Annotated in this window: 12 protein-coding genes and 1 tRNA gene; 4 read left to right on the top strand and 9 right to left on the bottom strand. The window is 38.0% G+C overall.

The window, feature by feature from the left end:
* Positions 1–37 precede the first annotated feature (37 nt).
* The 7 genes from CDW55_RS07255 to CDW55_RS07225 all read right to left on the bottom strand — a co-directional run bounded on the left by CDW55_RS07255 (position 38) and on the right by CDW55_RS07225 (position 6,321).
* Positions 38–829 (bottom strand): hypothetical protein, encoded by a 792-nt coding sequence (locus CDW55_RS07255; protein WP_088469090.1) that lies wholly within the window; start codon positions 827–829, stop codon positions 38–40.
* A 163-nt stretch (positions 830–992) separates the two neighbouring features.
* A complete protein-coding gene (locus CDW55_RS07250; protein ID WP_088469540.1) occupies positions 993–1,553 on the bottom strand; it encodes a hypothetical protein in 561 nt (186 codons plus the stop codon).
* A 195-nt stretch (positions 1,554–1,748) separates the two neighbouring features.
* Complete coding sequence (locus tag CDW55_RS07245) at positions 1,749–2,306, bottom strand: hypothetical protein (RefSeq protein ID WP_143332937.1); 558 nt, start codon at positions 2,304–2,306, stop codon at positions 1,749–1,751.
* A gap of 22 nt (positions 2,307–2,328) precedes the next feature.
* A complete protein-coding gene (locus tag CDW55_RS07240) occupies positions 2,329–3,336 on the bottom strand; it encodes a hypothetical protein (protein WP_088469088.1) in 1,008 nt (335 codons plus the stop codon).
* Positions 3,337–3,954: 618 nt separating this feature from the next.
* Positions 3,955–4,479, bottom strand: a complete 525-nt coding sequence (locus CDW55_RS07235; RefSeq protein ID WP_088469087.1) for a hypothetical protein — start codon at positions 4,477–4,479, stop codon at positions 3,955–3,957.
* A 245-nt stretch (positions 4,480–4,724) separates the two neighbouring features.
* Positions 4,725–5,156 (bottom strand): hypothetical protein, encoded by a 432-nt coding sequence (locus CDW55_RS07230; RefSeq protein WP_088469086.1) that lies wholly within the window; start codon positions 5,154–5,156, stop codon positions 4,725–4,727.
* Positions 5,157–5,430: 274 nt separating this feature from the next.
* Complete coding sequence (locus tag CDW55_RS07225; protein WP_088469085.1) at positions 5,431–6,321, bottom strand: DMT family transporter; 891 nt, start codon at positions 6,319–6,321, stop codon at positions 5,431–5,433.
* Positions 6,322–6,378: 57 nt separating this feature from the next.
* On the opposite strand from CDW55_RS07225, the gene CDW55_RS07220 reads away from it, so the two are divergent.
* From CDW55_RS07220 to CDW55_RS07205, 3 genes are all read left to right on the top strand, one after another.
* The gene (locus CDW55_RS07220; RefSeq protein ID WP_228399620.1) at positions 6,379–6,903 is read left to right on the top strand and encodes an Lrp/AsnC family transcriptional regulator; all 525 of its coding nucleotides are present in this window, start codon (positions 6,379–6,381) and stop codon (positions 6,901–6,903) included.
* A gap of 814 nt (positions 6,904–7,717) precedes the next feature.
* Entirely contained in the window at positions 7,718–8,356 is a 639-nt protein-coding gene (locus CDW55_RS07215) for a DUF6266 family protein (protein WP_088469083.1), read from the top strand.
* 329 nt (positions 8,357–8,685) lie between these two features.
* Positions 8,686–10,272, top strand: coding sequence for a glycoside hydrolase family 10 protein (locus CDW55_RS07205; RefSeq protein WP_088469081.1), 1,587 nt, complete (start codon positions 8,686–8,688; stop codon positions 10,270–10,272).
* Here CDW55_RS07205 and CDW55_RS07200 read toward each other — a convergent pair.
* Positions 10,269–11,096: a class I SAM-dependent methyltransferase gene (locus CDW55_RS07200; RefSeq protein WP_228399619.1), complete on the bottom strand. Its 828-nt coding sequence runs from the start codon at positions 11,094–11,096 to the stop codon at positions 10,269–10,271. The two genes, CDW55_RS07205 and CDW55_RS07200, sit on opposite strands and share 4 nt — an antisense overlap.
* A gap of 122 nt (positions 11,097–11,218) precedes the next feature.
* On the opposite strand from CDW55_RS07200, the gene CDW55_RS07195 reads away from it, so the two are divergent.
* Entirely contained in the window at positions 11,219–12,598 is a 1,380-nt protein-coding gene (locus CDW55_RS07195; protein WP_088469080.1) for a serine hydrolase, read from the top strand.
* A gap of 139 nt (positions 12,599–12,737) precedes the next feature.
* Here the strand turns inward: CDW55_RS07195 and CDW55_RS07190 are convergent.
* Positions 12,738–12,810, bottom strand: a tRNA-Met gene (locus CDW55_RS07190).
* Positions 12,811–12,894: the final 84 nt, after the last annotated feature.

The raw sequence follows: 12,894 nt of genomic DNA, 5'->3' as shown, positions 1-12,894 counted from the left end.
TTTATTTTTTTAAAATTTTTGAAGCAAAGCATTTCTTTTAAAGATTTTGTTCGAAATAACTAAACTCATAGTTATAAGAGTTTCCATATGAATCACTTACTATATATGTTTGTGGAAAATTTTTAGTATTATAAGTGAGCTCAAAAGTTCTGAAATAATTTTCTATTAAAGGTTCTCCGTTCACATTTCCTTCTCTTGAAGATGTTATTTTCGTTATATTATTTGTTTGAGGAAAGAAATCAGAAGAAATATCGAAAGCAATTAAAGAATATCCTTCTATATTTTTAAATGGATTATTTTTTGAATCATTTTTTACTATTTCAACTTTATCAATTGTATAATAATTGGGATAATAAGTATGGTTGGTTGATTTTACTACGTTTCCGTTGCTGAAATAAATATCAGTTTTGTTAATTGCATTTTCAGGCATGTATTTGTCATCCACAAAATAAACGTGATTGTCATCGACCCAAGTATAAAAAATATTATACTCTAAAAATGTAAATTTATAATTCGCTTTAGAAAGTTTGTTATTTGCATATTCATAACTAACTTCATATTCAACTTCTCCAGAAGAATCATATGTGGTAGTTTTTGTAATGAAATTACCTGTGTAGGAAATAATACTTTTTCTGCCATTATCTGAAATAATAGAAGTGAGTTTGTTCCCATCATATTTATATTCTGATACAATATTTCCCAACGATGATATGGTAGTTCGGGTTTTGGGCAAAGTCAAAGAATTTCCATTTTCAATTGAATCTTCATCTCTATTTGAACAACTTACAAGAAAACAAAAAATAAAAAAATAAGAAAAGAAAATTTTCATTTGGGATGATTTTTATAAACTTTCAGCTAACGGTTGGGTATTTCTGTTGGCGGGGATTATTATAACTGGTTTTGTAAATATAACAAAAAGAACAACTACCGAAAATCTTTATGATGTAAACTTCAGCCCCGCTAATAGAAATACTTTGTTATCTGCAGTTGTTTTACCATTCGGATGAATATTCTTTCCAATTTTCTGGTATTTTATTTGATTTTTTATATTCATAACAAATATATTCAGAAGGTTTGAACAAAAATGTTCCTGGAAGTTCTAATAAATAAATTTTGTCATTTTCTATTTTAACCTGATATGTTCCCACAAATAAAGTACCGTCCTGATCGGCATTAGTAAAATCGATTCGAATTGAATTGTTGTTCTTGTAAATAATTCCTCGTGTACCCGCATTTAGAGGATTAGCATCCTCTATCCCAAAACTGAAGAATCTTACTCGTCCATTTTTATAGAACTGAATTTTACGCGGAACATCTTCGCCAACGTCCCTAATTTTGCTGAAGTTAATATCTGCCATGTAGGAATCTACCATTTCATAAAAATAGTTAGTGTCAATATTTTTTAAGGAAGTTTTGTCGAATTTATTTATGTTTTTGAATTTTTTAGAAATAACTTTTGTTCCATTTGTCAGATTTGAAGTTGGCGTGCAAGAAGTAAAAAATAGAAATAATGGAAAAAAATTTAATAATAAGTTAAGTTTAATTTTTTTCATCTCTTTAAATTTTATAAGCATTATTTTGCAATTGCAGATAACGTTTTGGCGCTTGGCGCAGTGGCGGATTTCGGAGCACAAAACTGTCAATACACCACAAAAGTTCATGCGAGGTAGAATGTTCAATTAACCACGTCACCCGCCATTGTGCCAAACGCCTGTTAGTGGCTGCCTTTATTTCTCTATTTGGTTTCATTAAATTCGTCTTGATGCATTCATATGACCGATAATGTGGCTCTTTGTAAATTTATTTGAGTTATAAGTTTTGCCTGCTGTTGTCGTAATTTTAAAACCTATTTTATCAGAATCATTTAAGTTAGATAATATTTGATTGTTTAACGAAACAGTGTCGTAATCTTGCTTGAACTGCTCACCATTTTCCAATTTTCTCGGAAATGCCCCTGATGATTTCGGAACCACAAAGGTGTCATCACCATTGATTTTTTTACTTGTCTTGATAGACGGATTGTTTAGGTAAATGGATGAACCTGTTAAGTTTGTAACCGTTACTGTTAATAATGGTTCAGCAGCTGTTGTTCCTAATACAGAACTAATAATTTGATAACTAATTCCTGCTTCAACTTTTACTTTCGCAAACTTTCTTTTAATTGATTTTACAATAGGGATTAGTATCAATGTAATAATAAAACTCAATGTTGTAATGGTTGCAGCCCAAGCTGCAATTCTTACTTTGTTGTCAGGGTCAGAGAAAAGTCCTGAATACCAATTCCAAAAATCTATTACTGTTTGCATACTATTCGTTGTAGTTAAATATTTATTGGTTGTAAAAACCTTCTTCGCCAATTGGAGTCCAAAAGCTAAATTTTACAAACTTATTACGTCTTTTATTGTCAGGTATTTGTCTTACTTGATATGGCATTCCACCTGTCCTGACATTTTTGCCCGCTAAATAAGCAAATGTCAATTCAATAATGTCAAGCATATTCTTAGTTGTTATTTCTAAAAAATCGCCTAAAGAAGTTCTTTCCAATTTTACTTTTTTGTGGTTTAATTGGATTGTAGGTGAAATAATGTTTCCATCTGTCTGCAACTCAAAATCAAAAACCTTTGTATGTTCAAGTCTATGGTCGAATCCATTTCGTAACTCTCGGATAACTTGCATAAAGTAAACTGTCTTTTTAATGAACTCTACGAAGGGGTCGGTTTCTCCATATTTTTCTTTCAATTTTTCGTAGAAATTTGGAAAATGAGATTGCTTTGTTAAACCAAGATTAGGGTAGAACTTAACTATTATGTCCATAAGAGTCTGTTCTATGTGGTCTGCTTTCTGAAATATAGTTTTACATTTTGATTCAAGGCTAACAACAGATGGAAGTTTATAAGAAACTTTTTGGTTTCTTCTTTCTTCGTATTCGTCAGAAGCGGTTTTTTCGGCAAATTGATATTCTTTTATTTCCTTCTCAAGTATTGAAATTTCAGAAAGTAAATCTATTGTCAAACCTATGATTTTTGAACAGTCAACAGTGTTTGAAATGTATTCTGGTCTGAATAAAGTCATTGCTGTTAAAAGTGTCCTTGAAACAGTTTCTGATTCTGTTCCTTTGTCTATGATAAGTTTATGAATTGTTGTAGGAATATTTATATTGGTTCTTTCAGGGTCAATATCGTCTGCCATAACCATTTCATAGATTGACCTTTCTTTAATAATTAATAGTCGTCCACCTATATTTTTCATTTCGACAATAGCTCCATCTTCTTCTGAACCGATGTCTGCGTGTCCGCCTGATTCTCTTTTTCTGTCAATTGGTCGTTTTTCTTCCATATTGCTGGTCGTCTGTTAAGGTTGCCACTAACGGTTGGGTATTTCTGTTGGCGGGGATTATTATAATTAGTTTTTGTAAATATAACAAAAAGAACAACTCGCGAAAATCTTTATGATGTAAACTTCAATCCCGCTAACAGAAATACCGTGTTGTGCGCAGTATTTTTTAATTTCAAGGGAGTTTTAGTGCTTTTAAAAGTCAGTCAGACAGTTAAAAAGATATTGAATTCATGCAGTTTTGCACGTTTGTTTTTAGCAGAAATAGTTTTCCGAAGTTTAATTCAGAACGCTAAGTGCAAAGTAAGGGAGTCAGATCAGTAGTTTTGGAAAAGTCAGTGCGGTTTTTTAAGCGGCTATCCTCAGTGCGGTTATTTTTCGAAAGGTAGATTTAGATTCAGAATTCAGCCAGCAAAAAGTCAGTTCAGAATTAAAAAAATCTCATAAATTTGATTTGAAAGTCGCGGCGGTAATATTGCGCACAACGGTTTGGGTATTGCCGAAGGCGGGGATTTTTAGCACAAAAGTTCAATCGAAGAACGAATGTTGAACCTTGCACAAATGCTCAAACGAAGCCGTTCAACCCCGCTTTTGGCAATACAATGTTAGCGGCAGTGTTTTCTATTTTTTTCTTAATTCGTTAATTAGCCTCTTTATATTTTTTTTGTCTTTAAAAATTGTAATTGGTTGGGGTTTGAATTTTGTTCCGTTTGGCTTGCTATTTATTAGTATTTTTTTTTCAATTGGAATTAACGTAATCGTTTCACCCCAAGAAAACCAAGAAACATTAGTGATAACTTCATAATAACCGTTCTTGTTATAATTATAGTTTTCAAAACCACAATTTTTCAAAGCGCTCTCAATTTTTTCATTGTTTAATTCGTCAATTTCATATTCTTTAAAAATTTGATTTTCATATAGCCTGATTGAAACAAATAAACTTGCTAAAATTCCTAATATTAATGTTATAAATCCTAAAAATTTCAATTCAATTTTATCATTAGTAAATCCTGATTTTATCTCAGCTAAACCCACAAACACGAAACCTAAAGGAAATATGATAAAGAAATATCTTTCAAAAATGTCCCAATAACTAAAAGACCATCTTTTTCTTATTCTAATATTTTCAATTTCTTTTTTAGTCATTCTTTTGCGGAATTTTTTGGCAACATTGCCGCTAACGGAAAAGGGCTTTGCGAGGTGCGGGCTACTGCAACCGAAATTTCAAGATATAACCATACGCTAGCAAAAACTTTTTCCATTTTTTAAAATTACGAAAAAACTAAAAATGGAAAAGTTTTTTGCGGGTACTTTCAAAAAAAATTTCTGAGATTTCCTTCAACCCCGCATCTTGCAAAACCCATGTTAGCAGAAGGTGTTTTTTTATCTGTTTATTTTTCAAATATTTTTATTTTATAACCACTACCAAAAGAAGGGTAATAAAGTTCTAGTTTTTTATTATTCATTTTAAAATAGAAGATTGGATAGACATCTTTGCATTCTAACCAAAATAATTTGTCTGGATTTTTTGGTTTTTTGAAATGATATACTCCTTTTGAAATTATTGTATCATTCGGAGGATATTGATTACACAAAAGCAAATTTGAAACGAATGTGCTATCTCTATTTAAAGTTATTGTTTTGTTACTCTTTATTTTAGTTTCAGTTAGAGAAGAGCGATTAGCATAAGGATTTTCACTGTTTATTTCAGCAGTTAGTTTCCAAGTTCCATAAATCTCATTTTTTGTTGAGCAACTTGTCACCAAAGAAATCAGCAAAAATAAAATTGAATACTTTAATGCTGTTATTTTAATATTATTCATTTTTTTTGCGGTTTTTTGGATACACTTTCTGCTAACGGTTCGGGGCTTTGCGAAGTGGCGGAAAATCGAAGACGGAAGTTTCGATTTAGACGACACGTAGCAAAAGCCAATTTCTATTTGCTAATTTATGAAAAAAAGCCAATAAAATTGGCTTTTGCGGCTTACGAAGCACAAACTTTCAACTTAGACTTAATCCCGCCATTTTGCAAAACCCTTGTTATAGGCTGTGGTTCTTTATCATTTATTGTGGTTAGAGAGTTGATATTCATTAATCTCATTTTGTTTCTTTCTTTGTCAATAAGAATACTGTTGAAATAATACAAAGACTTCCAATCCACTCAATGACTGAAAAAGGGGTGTTTAGCCAAATGACGGATAAGATAACAGCTACAAGAGGTTCTGCCGATGCAAGCAAACTTGTTTTTTGACCGCCAATTATTTTTACGGCATTCAGGTAAGAATAGAAAGCTATCAATGTTCCGAAAATGATAATAAACGCAACACCCAAAAACGTTTTTAAATCCCAATCGCCCTCTACCTGCCAGGGTGCTTTTACAAAACTAAATACAATTCCACCTATGAGCATTCCCCAACCAACAACCAATGCAGAATTATACTTTGCAAGCAAATCTTTCGGTTGTAATGTATAGATAGCTAATGTAATTGCAGATGCAATCCCAAAAAACAATGCTATGCCCGAAATAGAAAGTGTGTTGAAATTTCCACGGGTTACCAATAAGAAAGTCCCTGCAACAGCTAAAAGTATGGCTAACAGTTCTAATTTCTTTGGGATTTTTTTGTATTTCAAAGCCAGATAAACAGCGATAAAAATGGGTCCTGCAAATTGTAAAACTGTTGCTGTTGCGGCGTTTGAATGTTTAATGGCTGCAAAATAAGTGTATTGAACACCCACCATTCCTATTATACTGAAAATAAAAAGCTGAATGGCGTCTTTCCTATTATTCCAAATCTTTAAAATGTCATTTTTAGTGCTTTTTGCAAGGATTAAAAGCCCAACACCCGAAAGCAACAATCTCAAAGTAATGAGCCATTCAACATTTATCCCTCTTTGCTGAAATAAGAATTGCCCTAACGTTCCTGATATTCCCCAAAATGCAGCGGCGATTATTCCTAACAATATTCCCTTTTTAGTTTTTGTATCCATTTAGAATGTATATTTTTTGCAAAATTGCATCAAAACTGGGTTGTTTTTTCATTAAATTTGATAGCTGTTTTGCAATTTTGTTTCATCAAAAAATATTTTGGTATGCTCGATACATTTGACCATAAAATTTTAAGCATTATTCAGAAGAACAATCTAACTCCCCAAAGAGATATTGGGGAAATGATAGGATTATCTGCCGCTGCGGTTCAGAGGCGGATTAAAAAAATGCGTGAACTTGGCATTATTGAAAAAGATATTGCTGTTATTGACAGGGAGAAAATAGGAAATAATGTTACTATTCTTGTTGAGGTTTTTCTCGATAGCGAGAAGATTGAACAAATTGACATTATAAAGAAAGAATTTGAAAAAGTCCCTGAAATTCAGCAGTGCTATTATGTTACAGGCGAGTCTGATTTTTTTCTCGTGATGGTTGTTCCGTCAATGAGCTATTATGAAAATCTTACCCGAACGATATTTTTCAGTAATGAAAATATCAAAAAATTCCGCACAATTGTAGTAATGGGAATAACGAAAAACAGCTTGGAATTGCCTTTAAGTTTGCTTCTACCAAGTGAGAAATAGAATTGGAAAATTTGGGCAGAAAAATTCTTGTGCATTTTTTTATAGGGAATTTTGGTTTGTTGTTGGTTGTCCTACCATTGCCTATAACTCTCAAATATGCGAAGATTATTCCAGACTGCCAAATTTTTAAACCCTTGTTGTATAGTCATTTATATTTTTATAACTTTGAGATATACAAAATGCGAAATGCTGAAGTTATGCAAAATGCGAACATCATTTTCGATCATGCCGTTTTTTCTTTTTCCACCGGCAACCACCGCGGCAATCATATGGATAAGCTTTCCACATGAACAGCACCTGCTGCGCAAAGTCTCCCGACTTTGAGCCACTTTACAACCTGTCCCTTTTCAAAACTACAAAAACCTCCTCCACCAAAATACGGCGAACCATAATTACCCCTTTTTTCCTTCTGTACCTGCTTTTTCATCCAGCATCCAGCATCCAGCATCCAGCATCCAGCACCCAGCATCCATCATCCATCACCCAGCATTCCAACATCGAACAGTATACGGCTAGTCTATATACACCGCATATAGAATGGATATACAACCCTTAGACAAATCATATACAGGGGATAGTGAAAAGTACTCATCTCTTTTCGGTCATCGCTTCCTGTTTCCCCTTAAACTCACCTCACAACAGGCGTTTAGAGAATAAAGAATACTAAGGATACCAATCCCATTAATGGATAAAACCACCCTTTTAATGACAGGTAAGGAAACGAATGGAAATTTTTGGAAACTTTTTCCACCTTTTCTAAACACGTCTTCAAAATCCTCAACTTTACACCATTAACCAATTAAAAATCAATACCATGGGTAAAATTTATGACTCCCTGTTATCAGGAACCTCGGGCCGCACCGGCCGAATCGTAGTAGCCAACATGTTCGGCAACGAATTCACCAAGATTCGTCCACGCAAAAGAACTTCGGCACCAAGTGCAAAACAGCTGCTCATTTACCAGCGCATGAGATTAAGCGCAGAATTCATGCAATCTTACCGTGCCTATGCCTGTGATCATTTCGGAAGACGCATCGGGATGAAATCATGTTACAACCTCGCAATGACCAACCTGATGACCAATTTCCTGATCGATTTTGCGGCAGGAACCATTACCCCTCAGTATCCTTCCATCTCCTTTTCAAAAGGATCTTTACTGGCTGCCGTACCCCTGACCCTAACCCTGCCCACTCCGGAAACCCTCACCGTAACCTGGCAAGACAATTCTGCCGGTAACCCAGCCCGTGAAACCGACTGGGTGCAGATCCTCATTGCGGCAAAAGACCAGCCCCTCACCTCCTTTGTCGAAAATGCAGCCCAGCGCAACGCCGGAACCTATACCGCCAATGTCCCGCCACAAATGGTAGGTCAGGACCTCTATGTCTGGCTCGCCTTTCGGGACATCCTGGGTGAAGAGGTATCGAACTCCGTCTACGCAGGAACCATCATCTAAAGCCACCAAAACACAGCCCACCACAAGAGACGCAATGCCTTGCGTCTCTTTTCCAGTAATAGTAAAGCATGGCCTCTCAACAGAAATGCACAGCGTCTCTCATCTACAAAAATCACAATTAATCTTTTTTTTATTAATTCAGATGACTGTCTAAAACTTTCTAAAACACAATTCATGACCATGGATCTGTTTAAAAATAAAAAATGCCTCCCATAAGCCCGTTTACAAAATCGGGATAATAACAGTGCAGGATGATATTTTATTACCATCTGCCTCCCCATACGCAATCCCAAATTTTTCAGTTTCAGATATAGTAGTATTTTTGCTTCATGAATATCCGCAACCTAAAATATAGCCTTCTGCTGGCAGCAGCCGTTTTTATCAATTCCTGTACTACCCAGAAACCTCAGGTAAAGAACCGCAGTACAGCTAAGAAGAGTCAGGTGACCAAACCTGTCCCTCCAAAGACACCAGCGAACCCGCTCCCCCCTGCAGGAACCGATGTAATAAAAGTTACGCTCCCGGAAATCAATCGCGAATTCCGCGCAGCGTGGATCGCTACCGTGGCTAATATCAACTGGCCTACAAGAAACAACCTCACGACCCAACAACAGAAAGACGAGGCCATTCAGTTGCTCGACATGCTGAAGGGTGCCAACTTCAACGCGGTGATCTTTCAGGTGCGCCCTTCTGCAGATGCCATGTACAAAAGCGATCTGGAACCCTGGTCTTATTTTCTTACTGGGCAGACCGGCAAAGCTCCTTCCCCATATTACGACCCCTTGGAATTCTGGATTGAAGAAGCACACAAACGCGGCATGGAGCTCCATGTCTGGATGAATCCCTACCGTGCCCATCACACCACCGGCGGCGCTGTAACATCCTCAAGCATGGCCTCGGTCATGTCACAGAGTGTATATAAACTGAGAAACGGAATGTACTGGATGGACCCGTCTGATGAAAGGGTACAGAACCATGTCTCCAGTGTCATTAAAGATCTGGTAAAACGTTACGACATCGATGCGGTACATATTGACGATTATTTCTATCCTTATAAAGAATACCACGGCGGCAGGGACTTTCCTGATGACAAAACCTGGAATATGTACCGAAATTCCGGCGGAACCCTTTCCCGCGCAGATTGGCGCAGGGCGAATGTGAATAAGATCATCAAAAGACTTCACGATGAAATCCATGCCGAGAAAGCTACCGTAAAGTTTGGGATTTCGCCTTTCGGCATCTGGAAACCGGGCTATCCTGCCGGCGTTACAGGCTCCTCACAGTATGATGAACTTTATGCCGATGCGAAACTGTGGCTGAATGAAGGCTGGTGCGATTATTATTCGCCACAGCTCTACTGGAAAGAAGGCGGCGCACAGAGTTTTTCTGCCCTCCTGAAGTGGTGGAAAGACGAAAACATCAAAAACATCCACCTCTGGCCAGGCCTGAATACCGTAGGCGTAAAAGCTGATAACAAACCTAATGAAATTACCGGCCAGATGAACACCATCCGCCGCATGCTGCCAAAGAACGGCGCAGGTGAAATTCATTACAGCACCGATGGTCTTAAGAAAAGCCCGGAAATGCTGAGTGCGGTGAAAAAACTCTATCGTGAGGATGCGCTGGTGCCTGCAACCCCGTGGATTAAAACAAAGAAAATCATGACGCCGACCCTCTCGGGAGCAAAATCAGGTGACGGTTACAGGGTGAACTGGGATTCAAAGGAAAACGGTACAGTCTTCCGTTGGGTACTTTTTGCCAGATATGGCGATACCTGGGAAACTAAAATCCTGGACCGCGATCATACAGGCAAAACACTTCCGCTTACCAGAAACGGCAAAAAACTCAATACAGTAGCCATTAAAGCCATCGACAGGTTAAGCAATGAGAGTGATTACGATGCGGTGAAGCTTTAAGCGTTTTTAGTAAGTACCGCCAGATACTGGTCATTCTCGTCTTCAAAAATCACCTCGGCGTGAAATCCCTCTTCGGCTGCAATCACCATCATGGTTTCAGGGTCCAGATACAGCCACCGGAACCAGTCGGTAAGCTGCTGGTCAAATTCGTATCGGGTATTGATTTCGCCATAGTATTTGTCGTAGGGTTGCAGAACGTCCTCGTACATGTAAGCAATGTCGCAGGAATCGAAAACAATCTTACCGTCATTATTCAGCAGTGTTGAAGCTTTTTTCAGAAACTCCCTGAAACCGTCTAAAGTCGATGAAATGCCGATCCCGTTCATCAGCAGAAGCAAAGTATCGAATTCCTGCCCTTCAAAGGTGAAAAAATCCTCACAGATAACATTGGCGACCCCTCTGTCCTTTATGACCTCACACGCCAGCGGAGAAATTTCCAGTGCGGTAACATCGAGACCTTTTTTAGAAAGATCTAAAGCATGCGAACCCGCGGCAGCACCAATATCCAGCACTTTACCGGAACATTCTTCAATCGCCACCCTTTCCAGTTCAGGCATTTTCCTGAAGTTCCTGAAATAATAGGAAACAGGCATCTCTACTTTGGGCCCAAATTCGTCATGAACAAAAAGCTTCTTTCTACGCTCAGTAAAATGGAAATCATGGATGGCTTTTCCGGGAAGGTCAATCATATGGGCAGGGTTCTTTTCGTAAGACAAAGATATTAAAAACCTCAGGACTCTGTGACCTTTAGCAGGCACAATTCCCGCCCGCGGAACTTGCTCCGGCATACCGGTTATATTATTGGCCGTAAGGACAGTCAACATAAAAGTAAAGAACTGAATTCATTATTGTTGCGGTCTCAGAAAAACACTAACTTTGTAAAGATTTAACACCCTGTACCTAAGGTCGTTAAACAATCAGCTGCACAAAACTAAAACGCTATATCATGAAAACCTTAATTGTTATTTTTACTACCTGTGTTATGAGCAGTCTGGCAGGCCAAATCCGGGATAAAGCTGCAAGAATCGACAGCGTATTCAGTTCGCTGCATCAACAGGATCAGTTTTCGGGCAATGTTCTGATTGCCGAAAACGGCAAAGCAATTTTCCAGAAGAGTTACGGCAAAGCTTTCCGGGAACAGAACCGGGATCTTAACAGTGAATCTGTATTTGAACTGGCTTCTGTAAGCAAACAGTTTACTGCGATGGGCATTATGGTACTGAAAAAGCAGGGGAAACTAAAATATGAGGACAGTCTGCGTAAGTTTTTTCCGGAGTTACCTTATTACGGAATTACGGTACGACAGCTGCTGAATCATACCTCCGGGCTGCCCGATTATATGGAACTTGCAGCAAAACATTGGGATTCCACGAAAATTATGACGAACGATTCCATGATCCGTCTGCTCGCTGAGAAAAAGCCGGAAATCCATTTCAGGCCCGGCGAGCAATGGGAATACAGCAACACGGGTTACGCGCTATTGGGCAGCATTATTGAGAAAGCCTCGGGGCAGCATTTCGCCCAATTTATGGCAAAAAACGTTTACCAACCGGCAGGTATGAAACGGACACAGGTTTACCATAAACGTTTGGAGCAAAGGACCATCGATAATTATGCCTATGGTTATGTGAAAGACGCAAAACGCGGCTATGTAATGGCTGACAGCTCCGCAGTAGAAAAAACAACAGTTTATTCCTTAGACGGCATTTTTGGCGACGGCATTACCAACTCCAGTACAACCGACCTGCTCAAATGGGATCAGGCGCTGTATAAGGAAAAACTGGTTCCAAAGGAAATGATGGCGGAAGCATTTACGCCCGGCCGACTTAACAACGGAAAACAGACCGAATATGGATTTGGGTGGCTGCTGAAACAAACAGAACCTTTCGGCGAGATTCAGTATCACTCCGGCGGCTGGCCGGGTTATGTGACTTATATTGAGCGCCACCCGCGGCAGAACAAAACGATTATCATACTCGCCAATGCAGGAACTGCGAACGGCAAAATTGCCACTGTACGTAATATTCTCTACGACCTTAAAGTTAAACCCAGGATAAAAATCACGCCCCAGGAAAAGATTTTACAGCAGTATGTGGGAAGTTATCAGTTCAGCAAGAACAATATTCTAAAAATAACAGTTGAAGAAGGTAAGCTTATGGGTCAGGTCAACGACCACACCCCACATGAACTGCATGCTGAAGCAGAAGATCTTTTTTTCAGGGCAGACCGGGATTTCAGCATCAGATTCGTTAAAGACACTGCCGGTAAGGTTACCAAACTGCAGATCATTCAGGAAGGACCCACGGTCGAAGCAGAGAAAATGTGATTTGGGGTAGATCATCTTTAGTGTTTTGAAGTTTATTAAATTCCACAGTCTTATAAGAAGATAATCATATTACTTCCCCAAACTTCTTCTTCCGCCACAATAAAAAAAGAGAACCACTGCTGTGATTCTCTTTGCTTAGTAGCGGGGACACGACTCGAACGTGCGACCTCCGGGTTATGAGCCCGACGAGCTACCTACTGCTCTACCCCGCGTTATTGTGGTGCAAATATACAACATTTTTGTAAACATCCAAATTATTTGCAAAAAATTCTTTATTCATCAATTTTTCCTAAATT

It is taken from the genome of Chryseobacterium sp. VAUSW3 (genome assembly GCF_002205795.1).
Taxonomy (GTDB): Bacteria; Bacteroidota; Bacteroidia; order Flavobacteriales; family Weeksellaceae; genus Kaistella; species Kaistella yananensis.
Note: the sequence above shows the minus strand (reverse complement) of the source record. Positions and strands in the feature narration are given on the sequence as shown.